Origin of the sequence: Streptomyces platensis (assembly GCF_008704855.1) — a bacterium.
GTDB lineage: Bacteria > Actinomycetota > Actinomycetes > Streptomycetales > Streptomycetaceae > Streptomyces > Streptomyces platensis.
Genome location: NZ_CP023691.1, coordinates 4,358,500 through 4,377,912, shown reverse-complemented (window position 1 = coordinate 4,377,912; position 19,413 = coordinate 4,358,500). Strand labels below are relative to the sequence as shown.

The window sequence follows — 19,413 nt, the reverse complement described above, 5'->3', positions numbered from 1 at the left end:
CATGGCCGTCTTCGAGAAGATCACCATCGCCAAGGCGATCAATGAGTCGCTGCGTGCCTCCATGGAGGCCGACCCCAAGGTCCTCGTCATGGGTGAGGACGTCGGCAAGCTCGGCGGCGTCTTCCGTGTCACCGACGGACTCCAGAAGGACTTCGGCGAGGACCGGGTGATCGACACCCCGCTCGCCGAGTCCGGCATCGTCGGCACCGCGATCGGTATGGCGCTGCGCGGCTACCGCCCGGTCGTCGAGATCCAGTTCGACGGCTTCGTCTTCCCCGCCTACGACCAGATCGTCACCCAGCTCGCGAAGATGCACGCCCGTGCGCTGGGCAAGGTCAAGGTGCCGGTCGTCATCCGCATCCCGTACGCGGGCGGTATCGGTGCGGTCGAGCACCACTCCGAGTCCCCCGAGGCGCTCTTCGCGCATGTCGCGGGCCTCAAGATCGTTTCTCCCTCGAACTCCTCCGACGCCTACTGGATGCTCCAGCAGGCCATCGCGGGCGATGACCCGGTCATCTACTTCGAGCCCAAGCGCCGCTACCACGACAAGTCGCGGCTGGACACCGAGTCGATCCCGGACCCGCTGCACAAGGCCCGGATCGCCCGGACCGGCTCCGACCTCACGCTGGCCGCCTACGGTCCGATGGTCAAGGTCTGCCAGGACGTCGCCAATGTCGCGGCCGAGGAGGGCAAGTCGCTCGAGGTCGTCGACCTGCGCTCGCTCTCCCCGATCGACTTCGACACCGTGCAGTCCTCGGTGCAGAAGACCGGCCGGCTCGTCGTTGTCCACGAAGCCCCGGTCTTCTTCGGCGCCGGTGCGGAGATCGCCGCCCGGATCACCGAGCGGTGCTTCTACCACCTGGAGGCCCCCGTCCTGCGGGTCGGCGGTTTCCACTCCCCGTATCCGCCCTCCCGTCTGGAGGACGAGTACCTTCCGGGACTGGACCGGGTGCTCGACGCCGTTGATCGTGCGTTGGCGTACTGAGGGTTTGAGGAGAGTTCGTGACCATGACTGCAAGTACCGCCAACGCTCAGCGCTTCCGCGAGTTCAAGATGCCCGACGTCGGCGAAGGGCTGACCGAGGCCGAGATTCTCAAGTGGTACGTCAAGCCGGGCGACACCGTCACCGACGGCCAGGTCGTCTGTGAGGTCGAGACCGCCAAGGCCGCTGTCGAACTGCCCATTCCCTATGACGGGGTGGTGCACGAGCTGAACTTCGGCGAGGGCGTCACCGTCGATGTCGGCACCGTCATCATCTCCGTGGACACCGACCCCGGCGCCGGGCCCGCCACGGCACCGGCCGCGGTCGAGGCCCCGCAGGAGGCCGCCAAGGCCGAGGAGGAGGCCGAGCCGCAGGGCCGGCAGGCGGTGCTGGTCGGCTACGGCGCCGCGCCGTCCTCGACCAAGCGCCGGGCCCGCAAGCCTCAGCCGGGGGTGCCGGCCCAGCCGGAGCCCGTGAGCGCCGCGCTCCAGGCGGAGCTGAACGCGCGCACGGCGCCCGCACCGGTCGCGCCCGTGGCTCCGGTCGCGAACGGCACGAGTGCCGGGTCCGCCGGCCGGCCGCTGGCCAAGCCGCCGGTGCGCAAGCTGGCCAAGGACCTCGGGATCGATCTGGCGACGATCGTCCCGAGCGGGCCGGACGGCATCATCACCCGTGAGGACGTGCACGCGGCCGCCGCCCCGGCAGTGGCTCCGGCCGCACCGGCGGCGGCTTCGGCCCCCGTCGCCGAGGCGGTCGCCCCGGCGGAGACCGGTGTCGTCAGCGCCGCCGCCCGTGAGCGGCGGGTGCCCGTCAAGGGCGTACGCAAGGCCACCGCTCAGGCGATGGTCGCCAGCGCCTTCACCGCGCCGCATGTCACGGAGTTCATCACCGTCGATGTGACCCGCACGATGAAGCTCGTCCAGGAGCTCAAGCAGGACCCGGACATGGCGGGGCTGCGGGTCAACCCGCTGCTGCTGGTCGCCAGGGCCTTCCTGGTGGCCCTCAAGCGTCACCCCGAGGCCAATGCGGCCTGGGACGAGGCGCGGCAGGAGATCGTCTACAAGGACTACGTGAACCTCGGGATCGCGGCGGCCACCCCGCGTGGGCTGATCGTCCCGAACATCAAGGACGCCGGAGTCAAGACGCTGCCCCAACTCGCGGCGGAACTGGGCGATCTGGTCGCCACCGCCCGCGAGGGCAAGACCTCACCCGCGGCGATGTCCGGTGGCACGGTCACCATCACCAACGTCGGCGTCTTCGGCGTCGACACCGGTACGCCGATCCTCAACCCGGGGGAGTCGGCGATCCTCGCCTTCGGCGCGGTCAAGCTCCAGCCGTGGGTCCACAAGGGCAAGGTGAAGGCGCGCCAGGTCACCACCCTTGCGCTGTCCTTCGACCACCGGCTCATCGACGGCGAGCTGGGCTCCAAGCTCCTCGCGGATATCGCGGCGGTGCTGGAGCGGCCCAAGCGGCTCATCACCTGGGGGTGAGCCGGAATGCGGGGCCGGGCGGTTCGGAGCGGCGTTTCACGTGAAACGCCGCCTCGGGTCCGCGCCGGCCCTGTGGACGAGCAGTCGTGCGTGCGCCTCGCGCCGCCCGTACGTCAGCGAGTACGCCGGATACCGGCAGGCCGGGCTGCCACCGGGTCGGCACCGTGGGCTCCCCTCACCTCGACTCCCGATCCCGGGCAAGCCCCCGGCACGTACGACACCCTCATCGGCGGTCTGCACACCCGCCCTGCGCTGATCGACCACCAGGGCCGTCAGTCCGGCATCCAGATCGGCCTGCATCCACTGGGCGCCCGCGCCCTGCTGGGGCTGCCGGCCGGTGAGCCGGCGAGCCTCGACCTTCCCGCGGAAGTCGTCCTCGGACGAAACGTCCAAGCCGCTGGGGACTCCTTCGGGGAACGCTGAAGTCGGCGGCCCACCGGGGCCACCCACCGACCCAGGAGGCCCGGCGATATGCCCGAGAACCAGTTCGACACCACTCCCGCCCCGCAGGTATGCCGAGGGCAACCTCTGGTCGTTCGGTACGTATCGCGGTGAGCCGCGCAAGGTGTAGCCGCGGCCGCGCGCGACCGGCGGGGCCGGTCAGCCGCGGATGAGCTCCACCGCGCGGCTGAAGTGGCCCACCGGCCCGGCCGGACCGGAGCCATCGGCGCGTGCGGCGCCGCGGGTCAGGGCGATACCCGCCCACAGACCGGCGACGATCAATGCCAGCACGACGGTATTCCGCGTACGGCGGCCGGCGTTCGTCCTGGGCTGCATGGTCCACTCCCCTTGGTGTCGGAGCCTCCCCGGCTCCGTCCCTCTATTCACCCATGAGATGCAGCGCGGTCCGTACGCGGCAGGTACGGACTCCTGTCAGACTTGAGGTGGACCCGACATCCCTCTGGAGTTCCCCGTCCACCGGTGCCCGGGAAAGGGTTTGCCGCGGTCGGCCGCGCTGTTTACGGTCGGCGAAATGAGCACCGAAATGATCATCCGGCCCTACCAACCCTCCGACCAGGACGTGGTCACCGATCTGTGGTCCCGGGCCGCGCGGCAGGCGCATCCCTTCCTCGACGGGGAGGGCGCGGGCGAACGGGCCCGGCTCCTCCGTGAGGTGTACCTCGTCCAGGCGGAGAACTGGGTGGCCGAGCGCGAGGGCCGCGTCATCGGACTGCTCGGACTGCTGACCGGCGGGCCCGGGGACGGCGACCGGCCCGGGACCGAGGTCGGCGGGCTTTTCGTGGCGCCGGAGGCCCAAGGGGGCGGAATCGGGCGGGAGTTGCTGGAGCATGCGGCGGCCCTGCACGGCGCGCTGACCCTGGAGGTCTTCGAGGGCAACGACCGGGCCCGCCGCTTCTACGCCCACCTCGGCTTCACGGAGCGCGGGCGGCGGACGGACGAGGAGACCGGCCATCCGCTGATCTCCATGGAGCGCGGCGCACCGCTGAAGTCGGTGAGCTGGCTGCATCTGCGCGAGGGGCGGCTGCTGAGCGTACGGACGCGGGGGAACGACACGTTCTATCTCCCGGGCGGCAAGTACGAGCCCGGCGAGACCGCCCGGGAGGCGCTGTCCCGCGAGCTCGGTGAGGAACTCGGCCTGGTGGTACCCGCCGACGAGCTGTCGGAGGCCTTTGTCATCCATGCCGTCGCCCACGGCAAGAACGGGCGCCGGCTGCACATGACCTGCTTCACCGGCGGGCCCCAGGACATCGCACCGGCCCCCGGCCGGGAGATCGCCGAATACGCCTGGTTCGACCGCCAGGAAGCGCGGGAGCGCTGCGCCCCCGCCCATGCGCAGGTCGTGAACCGGTTGGTCGCGCAGGGGCGGATGCCGGGCTGAGGGCACCGTCAGGCGGCGGACGGGCCGGGACGCACACCGGGCGCTGGCCGGCCCGCCGCCGCCATGACGGCCTCACAACGCCTCCACCAGCGAAAACGTGACCGTTCCGTCCGTATCTCGGACTGCGGTGTCGAACGCATACCTGTTGTATCTATCCTGTGCGCATGCCCTCAGCGTCCACGCCCACCGCGCCTGCCAGAGAGTCCACCGTCAAGCAGCCGCCCGCCGCCGAGCGGGTCTACGCCCATATCAAGGACGCCGTCCTGGACCGCCGCTACGAGGGCGGCATGCTGCTCACCGAGGGCGAGCTGGCCGACGCCGTGGGGGTGTCACGGACACCGGTGCGCGAGGCGCTGCTGCGGCTGGAGGTCGAGGGGCTGATCAAGCTCTACCCCAAGAAGGGCGCGCTGGTGCTGCCGGTCTCCGCGCAGGAGATCGCCGATGTCGTCGAGACCCGGCTGCTGGTGGAGAAGCACGCCGCGGCCAAGGCGGTGCCCGCCAGTGAGGCGCTGGTCGGCGAGCTGACCGAGCTGCTGGAGACGATGCGGGAGCAGGCCGCGTCCGGTGATCTGGCCGCCGTGTCCGTCACCGACCGCGCCTTCCACGCCGCCATCGTGCGCAGCGCCGGCAACCAGATCCTGGACCGGCTCTATGAGCAGCTGCGCGACCGTCAGCTGCGGATGGGCGTCGCGGTGATGCATGCCCATCCGGACCGGATCGCCAAGAACATCACCGAGCATGCGGAGATCCTGGAGGCGCTGCGCGCCGGTGACGCGGACGCCGCGACCGAGGTCGTGCAGCGTCACGTCAGCTGGGTCCGCAACCTGGCGCAAGGGGACGTGCGATGAGCGCCGGCGGCGGAAACGCCGGTGGTTCCCTCGGCTCGGACGGTGCCGGCGGCTCCGGTATAGGCGGCGGCTCCGCCCGGCTGATGCCCGCGGACCCGCCCGGCGGCCGGAGGGCGATGGCGGTCTGGGGCATCGGTGTCGCGGTCTACTTCGTCGCGATCACCTACCGCACCAGCCTCGGCGTGGCCGGGCTGGACGCCGCTGACCGCTTCCATATCAACGCCTCGGCGCTGTCGACGTTCTCCATCCTCCAGCTGCTGGTGTACGCGGGGATGCAGATCCCCGTCGGTCTGCTGGTCGACCGGCTCGGCGCCAAGAAGGTGCTGACGATCGGTGTGGTGCTCTACACCGCCGGCCAGTTCGGCTTTGCGCTCTCCTCGTCGTACGCCATGGCGCTCGGCTCGCGTGCACTGCTCGGCTGCGGGGATGCGATGACCTTCATCAGCGTGCTGCGGCTGGGCGCCCGGTGGTTCCCGGCCCGCCGCGGCCCGATGATCGCTCAGATCGCCGCGCTGGTGGGGATGGCGGGCAACCTCGTCTCCACGCTCGTCCTCGCCCGCTTCCTGCACTCCTTCGGCTGGACTCCGACCTTCGCCGCCAGCGCGGCCGGCGGCATCGTCGTGCTGATCGTGCTGCTGCTCTTCCTCAAGGACCACCCCGAGGGCTTCGAGCCGCCGCCCGCGTCCGCCGCGCACACCGGCTCCGGATTCGTGCGTCGGCAGATCGCGGACGCCTGGCGGGAGCCCGGTACCCGGCTGGGCATGTGGGTGCACTTCACCACCCAGTTCCCCGCGATGGTGTTCCTGCTGCTCTGGGGCCTGCCGTTCCTCGTCGAGGCACAGGGGCTGTCCCGCGGCACCGCCGGTGAACTGCTCACCCTCGTGGTGCTCTCCAACATGGCGGTGGGCCTGATCTTCGGCCAGGTCATCGCCCGCCATCACGCGGCCCGTACGCCACTGGCACTGGGCACCGTGGGCGCCACGGCGCTGCTGTGGGGGCTGGTGCTGGCCTGGCCGGCCGATCACGCCCCGATGGCGCTGCTGATCGTGCTGTGTGCGGTGCTGGGCGCCTGTGGCCCCGCCTCGATGATCGGCTTCGACTTCGCGCGGCCCGCCAACCCGCCCGAGCGCCAGGGCACCGCCTCCGGCATCGTCAACATGGGCGGCTTCACCGCCTCGATGACGACCCTGCTCGCCGTCGGAGTGCTGCTGGACGCGACCGGCGACAACTACCGGATCGCCTTCGCCTCGATGTTCGTCCTGGAGGCGCTCGGCGTCTCGCAGATCCTGCGGCTGCGTCGGCGTGCGGCGCGGCGTGAGCGCGAACGGCTGGTCGTCAGCCGGGTCGAGGCGGTTCACGTGCCGGCCTGAGGCGGCCGGGCGGTTGGCGGCCGGGTCCGTTTCACGTGGAACGGACAGGGCTGTTTCACGTGAAACGGCTCATACTCCGGGGACGGCTCTCGTTCTGCGGCCGGCTGACGGGCAGCGGCGTGGAGAGGCGGATACCCGCCGGGACGCCGTCCGCCTGGTGCTACGGCGTGACCGCGAAGTGGTCCAGGATCGCCGCGGCCAGTTCGGCGTCGCCGTCGATCTTGATCTGCTCGGTGACGGCCGACGGACGCACCCGGCCGCAGGCCAGCTGGTGGAAGGTGTCCCAGTCCAGGGCGAGCGTCAGGGTCGGGCCGAGCGAGACACTGCCGTCGATCGTGGCGTTGCCCTCGGCGTTGATCCGGACCGTCCGCAGGAATTCCAGCGGTCCGCTGACGTCGAAGACCACCGCTGAATCGGCGGGCGCCTGGGCCCGCTTGGCGACGATGCCGGGCAGCGCCTTCACCAGCAGATCGCGCGTCACCTGCGCGCCGGGGGAGTCGAGATTGCCGGGCTTGCCGAGCGCCCGGCGCAGGTCCTGCTCATGCACCCAGACATCGAACGCCCGCTGCTGGAGCACGAATTCCAGCGTACGGTCCTCGCCGAGCGGGCTGCGTATCTCGGCGTCCGGCTGGCGGGACTCGTTGCGCAGCTGCCGGGAGCGGCGGATGACGGTGTATTCGAGCTCGCTGAGCATCTCCGGCGCGGTGTGGTGCCGACGGACGTCGACCTGCACCTCCATGCGTCGCGCCGACTCGCTGCGTACGTGGTAGAGATCGCGCGGCAGCGTGTGAATCGGCCGCGGGTCGCCCAGCATCTCGCATTCCAGGCCGATGACATGGGAGACCACATCACGCACAGACCATCCTGGGAGGCCCGTCGCCCTGTTCCACTCGCCTTCGACGAGCGGAGTCACCAGCTCGGTTATCGCTTCTATGGAGTGAGTCCAGGCATCGATGGAGGACTGAAGGCTGGGATGGACGGTCACGGGACCCCTCGGACGGTTCGTACGCGGGCTGCTGTCTGTGCAGTTAAGTTACGCTGCGCACGGGCACCCCGGCAGTGCTTTCGGACGACCATCGTAGGCCGATGCTTCCCGGCCGCAGAGGGGTGCGCCGTACGCCCGGAACGTGTGCTTCTCAGTCCTCGCCGCGCTCCCGCTCCGCCAGCCGGATCACACACACCGCGATGGCGATCAGCAGCGGCGGGTCCGCGTCCTCCCGGACGACATTGACCGCATAGGTGTCGCGCACGGTCAGCCAGCGCCGCGAGATCTCGGCGAGCAGTTCGCCGTCGTACTCGATCGCGAACTCCCGGTCCAGGATCTTTCCGCTGACGTCCAGTTCGGTGCCGTCCACCAGCTCGACGCGGTAGTGGTTGCGCAGCAGCGAGAGCCGTTTGCGCTTGATGGTGGCCAGCGGCTCGTCGCCTCGTTCGATGGTCATCGTGTCGCGCAGGCTGAGCATCTTCTTGCGGATGGTGATCAGCACCCGCCGTTCGGGGTCCTTCAGCTCGAAGGTCTCCCGCAGCCGCAGCGCCTTCCCGTCCACCAGGTAGGCGTGCCGTCCGTGCTCGTCCTCGATCCAGTAGTCGTCACCGATGCCGAAGATGCGGTCACGTACCACGTACTTGCCCGTGCGCGGGGACGCGTCCCCGGGAGATCGCTGCATGGCTGACGTGTTCCCCCGGGGCCCTGCGGAATGCGCAGGCACCCGAGTGACGTTGAATGTCCACATGGCTTCACGTGCACGCGTCCGCGCCCCCGAGCTGACCGGCAAGGGCGGCTGGCTGAACACCGGCAACAAGGATCTGACCCTCTCCGACCTGCGAGGACGCATCGTCGTCCTGGATTTCTGGACCTTTTGCTGTGTGAACTGTCTGCATGTCCTGGATGAGCTGCGGGAGCTGGAGGAGCGGCACCGCGACACCGTCGTGATCATCGGCGTGCACTCCCCGAAGTTCGTGCACGAGGCCGAGCACCAGGCCGTCGTGGACGCCGTGGAGCGCTATGGCGTCGAGCACCCGGTCCTCGACGACCCCGAGCTCACCACCTGGAAGCAGTACGCGGTACGGGCCTGGCCGACGCTCGTGGTGATCGACCCCGAGGGGTATGTCGTCGCCCAGCACGCCGGCGAGGGCCATGCGCACGCCATCGAGAAGCTCGTCGAGGAGCTGGAGGCCGAGCACGAGGCGAAGGGCACCCTGCACCGCGGCGACGGTCCCTACGTACCGCCGGAGCCGGTGGCCACCGATCTGCGCTTCCCCGGCAAGGCGGTCCGGCTGCCGGGCGGCAGCTTCCTCGTCTCGGACACCACCCGGCATCAGCTGGTGGAGCTGGCGGCGGACGGCGAGCAGGTGCTGCGCCGGATCGGCACCGGTGAGCGCGGACTGACCGCGGACTCCTTCAACGAGCCGCAGGGCCTGGCGCTGCTGCCGGACGGCAAGGTGGCCGTCGCCGACACGGTCAACCACGCCATCCGCGTCCTCGACCCCGACAGCGGCACGCTGGAGACGGTGGCCGGCACCGGCAAGCAGTGGTGGCAGGGCTCGCCGACCTCGGGTCCGGCGCGCGAGGTGGACCTCTCCTCGCCGTGGGACCTCGCCTGGTGGCAGGACCGGCTGTGGATCGCGATGGCCGGGGTGCACCAGCTGTGGACGTACGACCCGGCTGCCGGAACGGTCGAGGTCGCGGCCGGCACCACCAACGAGGGCCTGGTGGACGGCCCGGCCGCCGAGGCGTGGTTCGCCCAGCCGTCCGGGCTCGCGGCGGCCGGCGACCGGCTGTGGATCGCGGACTCGGAGACCAGCGCGGTCCGCTGGGTGGAGCCCGCCGAAGCGGGCGACGGCTATGTCATCCGAACGGCCGTCGGCACCGGCCTGTTCGACTTCGGGCACCGCGACGGCGCCGCCGGCCAGGCACTGCTCCAGCACCCGCTGGGGGTGACCGCGCTGCCCGACGGCTCGGTCGCCATCGCGGACACCTACAACCACGCCCTGCGTCGCTTCGACCCGGCGAGCGGCGAGGTGACGACGCTGGCGAAGGATCTGCGCGAGCCGTCCGATGCGGTGCTCGTCGACGGCGATCTCGTGGTGGTGGAGTCGGCACGGCACCGGCTGACCCGGCTGCGGCTGCCGGAGGAGGCGATCCGCGTCGAGTCGGTGGCGCATCGCACCCAGCGCGCGGCCACCGAGGTCGCCCCGGGCGCACTGCGGCTGGAGGTGGTCTTCCAGGCCCCGGCCGGCCAGAAGCTCGACACCCGCTACGGTCCCTCGACGCGGCTGCTGGTCAGTGCGACCCCGCCGGAGCTGCTCGCCGACGGTGCGGGCGCCGGCACCGACCTCACCCGGGATCTGGTGCTCGCGGACGGTATGACCGAGGGCGTGCTGCATGTCTCGGCGATGGCCGCGTCCTGTGACGACGCCCCGGACATCGAGTACCCCGCCTGCCATGTACACCAGCAGGACTGGGGCGTCCCGGTCGAGATCGCCGAGGGCGGGGTGGCCCGGCTGGGTCTCGTACTGGCCGGGCTGGACGCCGAGTAGAAGCGAGACGCCCGGGCCCGTCGACCGGGCCCGGGCCGAAGCCAACCGCCGGCCGTCACCCCGGGCCGGTCGGCGTCGCGGCTACTTGCCGACGCCGCCCGCCAGCTGCGCCCCGTGAATGCTGGAGCTCCAGTTGGTGACCTTGCTCTTGCCGACGGAGATGTGGAGCCGCTTCTCCGCGAAGTCGACGGTGACCGGACCGTGCGTGGCCGAGCTCGCGGAGATACCCATGAAGTCGATGGCCACCGACTTCTGCTCGGTGCCCTTGGTGGCCGCGGTGTTGGTGGGGATGACCGCGTAGGCGTAGCCGTGGGCGGGCACCGTGATGCGGGTGCCGTCGAGGTGGCCGGGCGTGCCCTGGAGCAGCGGCAGCGGCTTCTTGGCGTTGTTGAAGCGCAGCAGCGGCGCGTTGTAGAGCTTGCAGTCGCGGCTGGTGGAGTTCTTGAACTTCACGGCCACATGGCTCTTCGGGCCGGTCTGCTGGGAGAACGTGACCTTGTACGTGCTGGGGTAGCAGTCGGGCACCCGCCGCGATACCGCTCCCGCGCCCGCCGCAGCCGCACCGCCACCGATGATCTTGCGCTTCTTGCTCTTGGAAGACGAGGAGGACGACTTCTTCGACTTCTTCGAGGAGTGGCTGTTGCAGCCGGTCAGCGCGAGCGAACCGGCCAGCCCGAGGGCCAGCGCGGCGTATGCGGCGGAGCGGTGGCGGGAGCGGCGTGCGGTCATGGGTGGTTCCCCCAGTGAGGTGCTGCGTATCAGCGAGGTGTGTCTGTCATGGCACGGCCACGATATCCATTGCCGGTCAATGCGCCAGGGTGGGTTCGTCGCGGGCCCTGGTGATATGGCGTTATCGCAGCTCATAGGGGGGTGGGGGCGCGGGACGAGACATGACGGGACAGTGGGCGGCGGACAACGAAAAGGGCGCCCGCTGGGGGATGCGGGCGCCCTGGTTCAAGGGGGCTCTGCGGCCGGTTTCTTCAGCCTGCGTCAGACGGCTGACGGTCTGCCGGGGACCGGGTGACCGGACCGCGGCTCGCAGAGCGCGGAGTGACGCGTCACCGGACGGGGCTCACCACGCCGTCGCGGCGCTCATGTCCGACTGCCAGTACGTCACCCAGGCACTGTCGTCGAGGTACACGGAGCCGCCGGGCAGCGCCACCGTCCTCGACCCGCCGATGCTGCCCTTGCCGTCGCGGCCGGGGAGGCTGACGGACAGCGAGGTCATGGTGCTGCCGTTCTTGCCGGAACCATCGGCGGACGAGGTCATCACCGCGGCGTAGCCGGACTGGCCGGGGGCGAGGGTGACCACGGACTGCGGCTTGCTGTCCGGCAGTTCGGCCAGCGGGCTCTGGGCCTCGTCGAAGCGCAGGTAGGGGGAGAAGTAGAGGTCGCAGGTGGCGCCGGAGGTGTTGGTGGCCTCCAGCAGCAGATGGTTGACCGGCCGCTTCAGCGGCTTGGCGACGATCTGGATCTTCGCGGCGTCGCAGGCGGTGTGCCGGATGCCGGCGGTGTTGCCGCTCTTGCCCGCCGCCTTGCCGGTGCCCGCCCCGGTGCCGCTCGCTCCGGCACCCGCGCCGGAGCCACTGCGCTGGACCGAGGTCCGCTCCGCGCTGCCGCCGTGGGGCCGGGGACCACCCTGGGGGTCGCCGTCGCCCTTCGCCACCGCCTCCTCGGCGCCCTGCGGCACCGGGTTGTACGGCTTGGCGGCACCGGTCTGGAGCGGGTTGTCCTGGCCGCCGCAGGCGGTGAGCGTGAGCGCGGCGACGGCAGTCAGGCCCGCCGCGGCGATCCGCAGCGTACGGCGGCGGACCGCACGGGACGGCCGGGAGGAGCCGGACTCGACGACGGACTCGGCGTGATGGTGGCTGCGCGGCATTCCGGTCTCCCCCGGTCGGTGGCCCGTACCGTGCCGGCGGCTACGCCCTGCGGTCTGGCCTGTGGTCTGTCCTGCGGTGTGACCACCACCTTGCCGCTCGCCGCTGGCGTACCACTAACGTGCGCCTAACGCCCCGGCACAAGGACGGCCCCGGGCTCAGCCGCGCCCGTCACTCCTTGCTCCCGTCACCCGTACCGTGCTTGCCCCCTTCGCCGCTCTCCCCGCGCTCGTCCCGTGCGAACAGCTGGGTCAGGGTGCTGATCGTGTAGACATCGGTGGCCTCCTCGTCCACCAGATGCATCTCCGCGAGCCGGTCCAGACCGTCCTGGGTGCGCTCCGGGTCGTATCCGGCGAGCGCCGCCGCCAGCGACGCGTTGAGGTGTCCGTCCGCGCTGGTCGCCAGCGCGCTGAGCAGCTGTGCGTCGTCGGCCGACAGCCGGGCGACGGACATCCGCAGGGCCGCCGCGATGCCGGTGTCCTCCGCGGACAGCAGCGCCAGCCGCCGCCGTTCGTCCCGCAGCGCCGCGGCCAGCCGGGCCAGCCGCCAGCGCGGCCGGGCGGTCAGCTGGGCGGCCGCCGCCCGCAGGGCCAGCGGCAGCCCGTCGCACAGATCGACCAGCTCGCGTGCGGCCGCCGGGTCCTCGGCGACCCGCTCCGGGCCGAGCATGGCACCGAGCAGCGCCGCGCCTTCCTCGTGGCCGAGCGTCTGGAGGCCGACCGGCCGGGCGCAGTCGGTGGCGACCAGCCCGTCGAGACGGCTGCGGCTGGTGACGACCGTGGCGCAGTGCGGGCCGCCGGGCAGCAGCGGCCGTACCTGCGCCGAGCTGCGCGCATTGTCGAGGACGACCAGCAGTCGGCGCTCCGCCACCAGCGACCTGAACAGCGCCGATGCGGCCTGCGCCGAACCGGGCACCCGCTCCGGCGGTGTGCCCAGCGCCAGCAGGAAGTCGCGCAGGATCTCGGCCGGCGCCGCCTCGTCGCCCTCGCCGAAGCCGCGCAGATCGGCGAAGAGCTGGCCGTCGGGGAAGTCTCCGGCACGCAGATGCGCCCACTGCACGGCGCAGGCGGTCTTGCCGACACCGGCAGGCCCCGCCACCACCGCGAGCGGGCTCTCCCCGGTCCCACCGTCCGTCAACACGGCCGTCAGGGCGGCCAGTTCCCGCTCCCGTCCCAGGAAGCGGGCCGGCGCCCGGGGCAGCAGCCGCGGCGCCGCACCGGACCGTCCCGAGCCGGCCCGGGTGCCGTCCGTCGCGCCGGTCCGCGCCCCGTCGCCGCCGGGCACGGCCGCGTCACCACGGGCGTCCACCGCGCCGGTGCCGTCCGGTACGGGTCCCCGGTCCGCGCCGGCCACGGGCTGCGGCCCACGGTCTGTCGCGGAACGGCTTCCTCCGGGAGCCCCGGCGGCCCCGGCGGAAGCGGGACCCGCCGGACGCGTCCCGCTCGCGGGCTTGGCCCGTCCCCCGCCGGCCGCCTCCGCGCGCAGAATCTCCTCGTAGGCGCCGCGCAGCCGCTCGCCGGGATCGACGCCCAGCTCCTCGTTGAGCAGCCGGCGGGTGCGGTGGAACCACTCCAGTGCGTCGGACTGCCGTCCCGTGCGGAACAGCGCCCGCATCAGCCCGGCGATCAGACCCTCCCGCAGCGGGTGGTTGACCGCCGCGGAGTAGAGGATGGCCGCGGCCTGTTCGTGCTCGCCGAGCACGCCGTGCGCCCGGCCCAGCGCCTCCACGGCCGTCAGCCGCCGCTCCTCCAGCGCATGGGCGGCGGCCGCGAACGGCGGGCTGGTGACTGTGCCGGTCAGCGCCGGCCCGTGCCACAGGCCGAGCGCCTCGCGCAGCAGGGGTACGGCGTCGCCCGGCGCCACCTCGGGGCGCGCCAGCGCCACCAGCTCACCGAACCGGTGAGCGTCGATCAGTTCCTCCGGCAGCCGCAGGAGATAGGCGGAGCCGTGGGTGGTCAGCTCGATGCCGTACGCCTCCGCGCCGCCCTCGGCGAGCGTGGCGCGCAGCCGTGAGACATGACCCTGGACGACCGTACGGGCGTGTTCGGGTGGCTCGTCCTCCCACAGGGAGTCGATCAACTGCTCCAGTGGGACGGTGGTGTTGGGCTGCAACAGCAGCAGCGCGAGCACACTGCGCCGTTTGGCGGGCCCGAGCGACAGCTCCGCGGAGCCGGTCGTCACGGCGATCGGGCCGAGCAGTGAGAACTCCAACTCAGCCCTCCAAGAAGGCCGTCAGGGCGTTCGCCAGCAGATACGGGTCCTCGGCGCCGCACAGCTCACGTGCCGAGTGCATGGACAGGATCGCCACACCGATGTCGACCGTCGAGATGCCGTGCCGGGCCGCGGTGATCGGACCGATGGTGGTCCCGCAGGGCATCGAGTTGTTGGACACAAAGCTCTGCCAGGGGACCCCGGCCCGCTCGCAGGCCGCCGCGAAGACGGCCCGTCCGCTGCCGTCCGTGGCATAGCGCTGATTGACATTGACCTTGAGGATCGGTCCTCCGTTGGGCATCGGGTGGTGGCCAGGGTCGTGCCGCTCACCGTAGTTGGGGTGTACGGCGTGCCCGGTGTCGGACGACAGGCAGAGCGTGCCGGCGAAGGCGCGTGCCCGGTCCTCGTACGAGCCGCCGCGGGCGAAGACGGAGCGCTCCAGGACGGTGCCGAGCAGCGGGCCGTCCGCGCCGGTGTCGGACTGGCTGCCATTCTCCTCGTGATCGAAGGCGGCCAGCACCGGAATGCTGCTCAGAGCGCTGCCGGCGGCCGCCGCGGCGGTGAGCGCGGCCGTACCGGCGTGCACGGAGAGCAGGTTGTCCATCCGCGGGCCGGCCACCAGCTCGCGGTCGCGGCCCAGGTAGGCGGGTGGTTCGATGCTGTGGACCATCAGATCCCAGCCCTTGATGTCGTCGGCCGGCACGCCGGTCTCCTCGGCGACGAAGGAGATCAGATCGCCCTCGGCCACCTCGCCCAGGCCCCAGATCGGCGTCATATGGCGCTGCTTGTCGAGCTTGAGACCCTCGGAGTTCACCGAGCGGTCGAGGTGCACGGCCAGCTGCGGCACCCGCAGCAGCGCCCGGTCGACATGGACGAGCCGGTGGCTGCCGTCCGCCAGCGTCACCCGCCCGCTCAGCCCCAGATCGCGGTCGAGCCAGGTGTTGAGCAGGGTGCCGCCGTAGATCTCGACGGCGATCTGCCGCCAGCCGCGGGCGCCGGTGTCCGGAATCGGCTTGACCCGAAGATTGGGAGAGTCGGTGTGAGCCCCCACAATTCGGTACGGAGTGGCCGCGTGCGCGCCCTCCGGCACGTACCAGGCGACGATCGCGCCGCCGCGCAGGACGTACTTGCCGCCGCTCTCGCCATCCCACGCGTCGACCTCGGCGACCTGCCGGAAACCGGCCTTCTCCAGCCGCTCCGCCGCGTTTGCCACTGCGTGGTAGGGCGACGGACTGGCGGCGAGATAGGTCATCAGGTCGTCGGTGTGGCCGCGATCGAAGCGGGCGGAGTTGGTCATGGATTCAGCATAAGGAGCCGGACCCCCCATTCCCCGTGCGCATGCGGCGCGACTGCGCACCCTTCCGGCCAGGATTTCTGCCTTCCGGGCCGGGAAGTGTTGCGGAGTGGTGGATTCCGGGTGTAACGGGCCGCCTAACAGGCATACCGAGGTGCGCCCGCTGCGCTGTCGTGACATCCGGCCCGCCTTTCCGGACATGACAGAGCCCGTCTCTCCGGGGGAAGAGAGACGGGCCCCGTCAGTCTGAACGGTCAATCTGAGAGACCTCTAAGAGAAACGCCGCAGCCGGGCTGCGGAATTCCCTCTTAGAACGCGGACTCGTCGAGCTCCATCAGCGACTGGTCGACGGACTCGGCCAGACCGCGCTCGAGGGAGACGCCCGGCAGGACGTGGTGCGCGAAGAACTTCGCCGCGGCGATCTTGCCGGTGTAGAAGGGCTTGTCCTTCGCCGAGGCGCCGGCAAGCTTCTCCGCGGCCACGGCCGCACCCTTGAGCAGGAGGTAGCCGATGACGACATCGCCGGAGGCCATCAGTACACGGGTGGTGTTCAGGCCGACCTTGTAGATGGACTTGACGTCCTTCTCGGTCGCCGCGAGGTCGGTCAGCATGGCGCCGACGATCGCCTCCAGGTCGGCGGCGGCCTTGGCCAGCTCGCCGCGGGCCTGCTCCAGCTCCGCGCCGCCGGTGTTGTCGGCGAGGAACTTCTTGATCTCGTCGGAGAGGGCGGTGAGGGCCTGGCCCTGGTCGCGGACGATCTTCCGGAAGAAGAAGTCCTGGCCCTGGATCGCGGTGGTGCCCTCGTAGAGGGTGTCGATCTTGGCGTCCCGGATGTACTGCTCGATCGGGTATTCCTGGAGGTACCCGGAGCCGCCGAAGGTCTGGAGCGACTGCGCCAGCTGCTCGTAGGACTTCTCCGAGCCGTAGCCCTTGACGATCGGCAGCAGCAGGTCGTTGAGGCGGATCGCGGCGCTCGCGTCCTCGCCCGCGGTCTCCTTGACGATGATCTCGTCCTGGACCGTGGCGGTGTAGAGCACCAGGGCGCGCATGCCCTCGGCGTACGCCTTCTGCGTCATCAGCGAGCGGCGCACGTCGGGGTGGTGGGTGATGGTGACGCGCGGGGCGGTCTTGTCGGTGAAGGCCGCGAGGTCCGGGCCCTGCACCCGCTCCTTGGCGTACTCCAGTGCGTTGAGGTAGCCGGTGGAGAGGGTGGCGATGGCCTTCGTGCCGACCATCATCCGGGCGAACTCGATGATCTTGAACATCTGGCGGATGCCGTCGTGCTTCTCGCCCAGCAGCCAGCCCTTGGCCGGGTGGTTGGCGCCGAAGGTCATCTCGCAGGTGTTGGAGGCCTTCAGGCCCATCTTGTGCTCGACGTTGGTGGCGTAGGCGCCGTTGCGCTCGCCCAGCTCGCCGGTCTCCCAGTCGAAGTCGTACTTCGGCACGATGAAGAGCGACAGGCCCTTGGTGCCCGGACCGGCACCCTCGGGACGGGCGAGGACGAAGTGCACGATGTTCTCGGACATGTCGTGCTCACCGGAGGTGATGAAGCGCTTGACGCCCTCGATGTGCCAGGTGCCGTCCGCCTGCTGCACGGCCTTGGTGCGGCCGGCGCCGACGTCCGAACCGGCGTCCGGCTCGGTGAGCACCATCGTGGAGCCCCACTGCTTGTCCACCATCAGCTGGGCTATGCGGTGCTGCTCCTCGGTGCCCTCCTCGTGGAGGACGCCGGCGAAGGCGGGGCCGGACGCGTACATCCACACGGCCGGGTTGGCGCCCAGGATCGTCTCGGCGAAGCCCCAGAGGAGGGAGCGCGGCGCGGTGGTGCCACCGAGCTCCTCCGGGATGCCCAGCCGCCACCACTCGGCGTCCATGAAGGCTTGGTAGCTCTTCTTGAAGCTGTCCGGCACCGGCGCGGTGTTGGTGTCCGGGTCGAAGACCGGGGGGTTCCGGTCGGTGTCGGCGAAGGACTCCGCCAGCTCGTTCTCGGACAGCCGGGCGATCTCGGACAGCACGCTCTTGGCGGTGTCGACATCCATCTCCGCGAACGGTCCGGTGCCGTACACGCTGTCACGGCCGAGCACCTCGAAGAGGTTGAACTCGATGTCGCGGAGATTCGACTTGTAGTGCCCCATGGATACGGCTCCGTAAGGGTTCGGGAGGGAGGACCTCAAACGCAATACCAGCAAGTAGCAAGTGCCTACGATGATGCTACCCACCGGTAATAAGAATCAACCCCTACCGCCCATCTGTGACGAGCGTCCCCCGGGGATTCGCTGACTCAGTACGCTGTGGCGCATGTACGGCTACGACCAGAACGCGGGTGCCGGGCAGCAGCAGTACGGAGCGCCCCCGCCGCAACAACCGGCCCCCGGGGGTTACGGCGAGCAGCCGCTGTATCCCGAGCCGTCCCCGCCCTCCCTCGCCGACGCGGTGCGCGCCTTCACCACCGGCTCGATGTCCGCCGAGGACTTCCAGGGCATCTTCTCCACGTCCAAGGTCTACTGCCCGCGCGGTGACAACCCCGGCTTCCTGGCGCTGCACAACACCCAGCAGCCGGTGATCCCGATGTTCACCTCGCTCAAGGAGCTGCGGCGGTACGCGGGCAAGGAGTCCAAGTACTTCGTGATCACCGGTGCCGAGGTGCTCGACCTGCTGCCGACCGGCTACGGCTTCGTCCTCGACATGGAGGGTGACCACCGGATGGTCTTCGACGCGAAGGCCGTGGAGCAGATGGTCGACTTCGCGATGCGGCGGATGTACGGCTAGCCGTCCTGGCGTGCGGCGGGCCGGTGTCCGCTGCCGCCGCCGAGTCACGGGCCGGTCCCTCGGAGGGGCCGGCCCGAGGTGTGTCGGGGTGCCCTTACCGGTTCGGGGACCCCTTCGACCTGGGGAAACGTCGGCGGGAATACCGTGGGCCTTGCGGGTTGTTCACTATTCAACTAAGTTGGTCGCGACCGAGGAGGCCGTCATGCCCGCAGTGACCGTTGAGAATCCGCTGACCCTGCCGCGTGTGGCGGCGCCCGTCGCGGCGCACACCCGCCCCGTGCTGGCCGTAGCCACCGCTCCGAGCGGGTTCGAGGGCGAGGGATTCCCGGTGCGCCGTGCGTTCGCCGGGATCGACTACAAGCACCTCGACCCGTTCATCATGATGGACCAGATGGGTGAGGTGGAGTACGCGCCGGGAGAGCCCAAGGGCACGCCCTGGCACCCGCACCGCGGCTTCGAGACCGTGACGTATCTGATCGACGGCACCTTCGTGCACCGTGACTCGCACGGCGGCGGTGGCGTCATCAACGATGGTGACACCCAGTGGATGACGGCCGGTTCGGGGCTGCTGCACATCGAGGCGCCGCCGGAGTCGCTCGTCATGTCCGGTGGCCTCTTCCACGGCCTCCAGCTGTGGGTGAACCTGCCGAAGAGCGACAAGATGATGGCCCCCCGCTACCAGGACATCGGTGGCGGCAACGTCAAGCTGCTGACCTCGGCCGACGGTGGCGCGCTGCTGCGGCTGATCGCCGGTGACCTCGACGGCCACCAGGGGCCGGGCATCACGCATACGCCGATCACGATGATGCATGTGACGGTGAACCCGGGCGCCGAGCTGACCCTGCCCTGGCGCAAGGACTTCAACGCCCTCGCCTACGCCCTGGCCGGACGCGGTACGGCCGGTGCGGAGGGACGCCCGTTCCGCATGGGGCAGGCGGTCGTGTTCGGGAGCGGAGACTCGCTCACGATCCGGGCGGACGAGTCCCAGGAGTCGCGCAGCCCCAACTTCGAGGTGGTCCTGCTGGGCGGGCTGCCGATCCGCGAGCCGATGAGGCATTACGGCCCGTTCGTGATGAACACCCACGCCGAACTGGCCCAGGCCTTCGAGGACTTCCAGGCCGGCCGGCTCGGGACCATCCCCGCCGACGAGCGCTGACGCCCCGTCGGCAGCAGGGCGGCGTTTCACGTGAAA

The 19,413-nt window shown here is 70.7% G+C and carries 17 protein-coding genes; 9 read left to right on the top strand and 8 right to left on the bottom strand.

Annotation, left to right across the window (positions count from 1 at the left end; genetic code table 11):
* Position 1: 1 nt before the first annotated feature.
* The 3 genes from CP981_RS19325 to CP981_RS19315 all read left to right on the top strand — a co-directional run bounded on the left by CP981_RS19325 (position 2) and on the right by CP981_RS19315 (position 2,895).
* Positions 2 to 985, top strand: coding sequence for an alpha-ketoacid dehydrogenase subunit beta (locus tag CP981_RS19325; protein ID WP_085923742.1), 984 nt, complete (start codon positions 2 to 4; stop codon positions 983 to 985).
* 23 nt (positions 986 to 1,008) lie between these two features.
* Positions 1,009 to 2,472, top strand: a complete 1,464-nt coding sequence (locus CP981_RS19320; RefSeq protein WP_085923743.1) for a dihydrolipoamide acetyltransferase family protein — start codon at positions 1,009 to 1,011, stop codon at positions 2,470 to 2,472.
* A 90-nt stretch (positions 2,473 to 2,562) separates the two neighbouring features.
* A complete protein-coding gene (locus CP981_RS19315) occupies positions 2,563 to 2,895 on the top strand; it encodes a hypothetical protein (RefSeq protein ID WP_244329706.1) in 333 nt (110 codons plus the stop codon).
* A 177-nt stretch (positions 2,896 to 3,072) separates the two neighbouring features.
* On the opposite strand, the gene CP981_RS37770 is transcribed toward CP981_RS19315, so the two are convergent.
* Positions 3,073 to 3,249 carry a hypothetical protein gene (locus CP981_RS37770; protein ID WP_167536116.1) on the bottom strand — a complete coding sequence of 59 codons (177 nt, stop codon included), beginning with the start codon at positions 3,247 to 3,249 and terminating at the stop codon, positions 3,073 to 3,075.
* Between the two features lie 196 nt (positions 3,250 to 3,445).
* Between CP981_RS37770 and CP981_RS19310 the strand changes: the two genes are divergently transcribed.
* The 3 genes from CP981_RS19310 (at position 3,446) to CP981_RS19300 (ending at position 6,530) form a co-directional block, all read left to right on the top strand.
* Entirely contained in the window at positions 3,446 to 4,312 is an 867-nt protein-coding gene (locus CP981_RS19310; RefSeq protein ID WP_085923788.1) for a GNAT family N-acetyltransferase, read from the top strand.
* A gap of 164 nt (positions 4,313 to 4,476) precedes the next feature.
* Positions 4,477 to 5,160 (top strand): GntR family transcriptional regulator, encoded by a 684-nt coding sequence (locus CP981_RS19305; protein ID WP_085923744.1) that lies wholly within the window; start codon positions 4,477 to 4,479, stop codon positions 5,158 to 5,160.
* Positions 5,161 to 5,276: 116 nt separating this feature from the next.
* On the top strand, positions 5,277 to 6,530 hold the full coding sequence (locus CP981_RS19300; protein WP_085923789.1) for an MFS transporter: 1,254 nt from the start codon (positions 5,277 to 5,279) through the stop codon (positions 6,528 to 6,530).
* 160 nt (positions 6,531 to 6,690) lie between these two features.
* On the opposite strand, the gene CP981_RS19295 is transcribed toward CP981_RS19300, so the two are convergent.
* Both CP981_RS19295 and CP981_RS19290 read right to left on the bottom strand, forming a co-directional pair.
* Positions 6,691 to 7,515: a maleylpyruvate isomerase family mycothiol-dependent enzyme gene (locus CP981_RS19295; RefSeq protein WP_085923745.1), complete on the bottom strand. Its 825-nt coding sequence runs from the start codon at positions 7,513 to 7,515 to the stop codon at positions 6,691 to 6,693.
* 151 nt (positions 7,516 to 7,666) lie between these two features.
* On the bottom strand, positions 7,667 to 8,197 hold the full coding sequence (locus CP981_RS19290) for an LURP-one-related/scramblase family protein (RefSeq protein ID WP_085923746.1): 531 nt from the start codon (positions 8,195 to 8,197) through the stop codon (positions 7,667 to 7,669).
* Between the two features lie 64 nt (positions 8,198 to 8,261).
* On the opposite strand from CP981_RS19290, the gene CP981_RS19285 reads away from it, so the two are divergent.
* On the top strand, positions 8,262 to 10,070 hold the full coding sequence (locus CP981_RS19285) for an NHL domain-containing thioredoxin family protein (protein ID WP_085923747.1): 1,809 nt from the start codon (positions 8,262 to 8,264) through the stop codon (positions 10,068 to 10,070).
* Positions 10,071 to 10,151: 81 nt separating this feature from the next.
* Here CP981_RS19285 and CP981_RS19280 read toward each other — a convergent pair whose 3' ends face one another.
* The 5 genes from CP981_RS19280 to CP981_RS19260 form a co-directional block, all read right to left on the bottom strand.
* The gene (locus tag CP981_RS19280; RefSeq protein ID WP_085923748.1) at positions 10,152 to 10,799 is read right to left on the bottom strand and encodes a DUF4232 domain-containing protein; all 648 of its coding nucleotides are present in this window, start codon (positions 10,797 to 10,799) and stop codon (positions 10,152 to 10,154) included.
* Positions 10,800 to 11,142: 343 nt separating this feature from the next.
* Positions 11,143 to 11,949, bottom strand: a complete 807-nt coding sequence (locus CP981_RS19275) for a DUF4232 domain-containing protein (RefSeq protein ID WP_085923749.1) — start codon at positions 11,947 to 11,949, stop codon at positions 11,143 to 11,145.
* Positions 11,950 to 12,118: 169 nt separating this feature from the next.
* Positions 12,119 to 14,158 (bottom strand): AfsR/SARP family transcriptional regulator, encoded by a 2,040-nt coding sequence (locus tag CP981_RS19270; RefSeq protein WP_085923750.1) that lies wholly within the window; start codon positions 14,156 to 14,158, stop codon positions 12,119 to 12,121.
* Between the two features lies 1 nt (position 14,159).
* Positions 14,160 to 15,455, bottom strand: a complete 1,296-nt coding sequence (locus CP981_RS19265) for a M18 family aminopeptidase (RefSeq protein WP_085923751.1) — start codon at positions 15,453 to 15,455, stop codon at positions 14,160 to 14,162.
* 305 nt (positions 15,456 to 15,760) lie between these two features.
* A complete protein-coding gene (locus CP981_RS19260; protein ID WP_085923752.1) occupies positions 15,761 to 17,587 on the bottom strand; it encodes an acyl-CoA dehydrogenase in 1,827 nt (608 codons plus the stop codon).
* A 163-nt stretch (positions 17,588 to 17,750) separates the two neighbouring features.
* Between CP981_RS19260 and CP981_RS19255 the strand changes: the two genes are divergently transcribed.
* Together CP981_RS19255 and CP981_RS19250 are read left to right on the top strand one after the other, a co-directional pair.
* Complete coding sequence (locus CP981_RS19255; protein ID WP_042151201.1) at positions 17,751 to 18,221, top strand: SseB family protein; 471 nt, start codon at positions 17,751 to 17,753, stop codon at positions 18,219 to 18,221.
* 202 nt (positions 18,222 to 18,423) lie between these two features.
* Positions 18,424 to 19,377 (top strand): pirin family protein, encoded by a 954-nt coding sequence (locus CP981_RS19250; protein ID WP_085923753.1) that lies wholly within the window; start codon positions 18,424 to 18,426, stop codon positions 19,375 to 19,377.
* Positions 19,378 to 19,413: the final 36 nt, after the last annotated feature.

What these genes read in the sequence shown, in the direction of transcription:
- CP981_RS19260 (WP_085923752.1), bottom strand. Translation starts at nt 17,587, where the DNA reads ATGGGGCACTACAAGTCGAATCTCCGCGACATCGAGTTCAACCTCTTC.
- CP981_RS19300 (WP_085923789.1), top strand. Translation starts at nt 5,277, where the DNA reads ATGGCGGTCTGGGGCATCGGTGTCGCGGTCTACTTCGTCGCGATCACC.
- CP981_RS19275 (WP_085923749.1), bottom strand. Translation starts at nt 11,949, where the DNA reads ATGCCGCGCAGCCACCATCACGCCGAGTCCGTCGTCGAGTCCGGCTCC.
- CP981_RS19285 (WP_085923747.1), top strand. Translation starts at nt 8,262, where the DNA reads ATGGCTTCACGTGCACGCGTCCGCGCCCCCGAGCTGACCGGCAAGGGC.
- CP981_RS19310 (WP_085923788.1), top strand. Translation starts at nt 3,446, where the DNA reads ATGAGCACCGAAATGATCATCCGGCCCTACCAACCCTCCGACCAGGAC.
- CP981_RS19305 (WP_085923744.1), top strand. Translation starts at nt 4,477, where the DNA reads ATGCCCTCAGCGTCCACGCCCACCGCGCCTGCCAGAGAGTCCACCGTC.
- CP981_RS19290 (WP_085923746.1), bottom strand. Translation starts at nt 8,197, where the DNA reads ATGCAGCGATCTCCCGGGGACGCGTCCCCGCGCACGGGCAAGTACGTG.
- CP981_RS19320 (WP_085923743.1), top strand. Translation starts at nt 1,009, where the DNA reads ATGACTGCAAGTACCGCCAACGCTCAGCGCTTCCGCGAGTTCAAGATG.
- CP981_RS19280 (WP_085923748.1), bottom strand. Translation starts at nt 10,799, where the DNA reads ATGACCGCACGCCGCTCCCGCCACCGCTCCGCCGCATACGCCGCGCTG.
- CP981_RS37770 (WP_167536116.1), bottom strand. Translation starts at nt 3,249, where the DNA reads ATGCAGCCCAGGACGAACGCCGGCCGCCGTACGCGGAATACCGTCGTG.
- CP981_RS19265 (WP_085923751.1), bottom strand. Translation starts at nt 15,455, where the DNA reads ATGACCAACTCCGCCCGCTTCGATCGCGGCCACACCGACGACCTGATG.
- CP981_RS19250 (WP_085923753.1), top strand. Translation starts at nt 18,424, where the DNA reads ATGCCCGCAGTGACCGTTGAGAATCCGCTGACCCTGCCGCGTGTGGCG.
- CP981_RS19325 (WP_085923742.1), top strand. Translation starts at nt 2, where the DNA reads ATGGCCGTCTTCGAGAAGATCACCATCGCCAAGGCGATCAATGAGTCG.
- CP981_RS19255 (WP_042151201.1), top strand. Translation starts at nt 17,751, where the DNA reads ATGTACGGCTACGACCAGAACGCGGGTGCCGGGCAGCAGCAGTACGGA.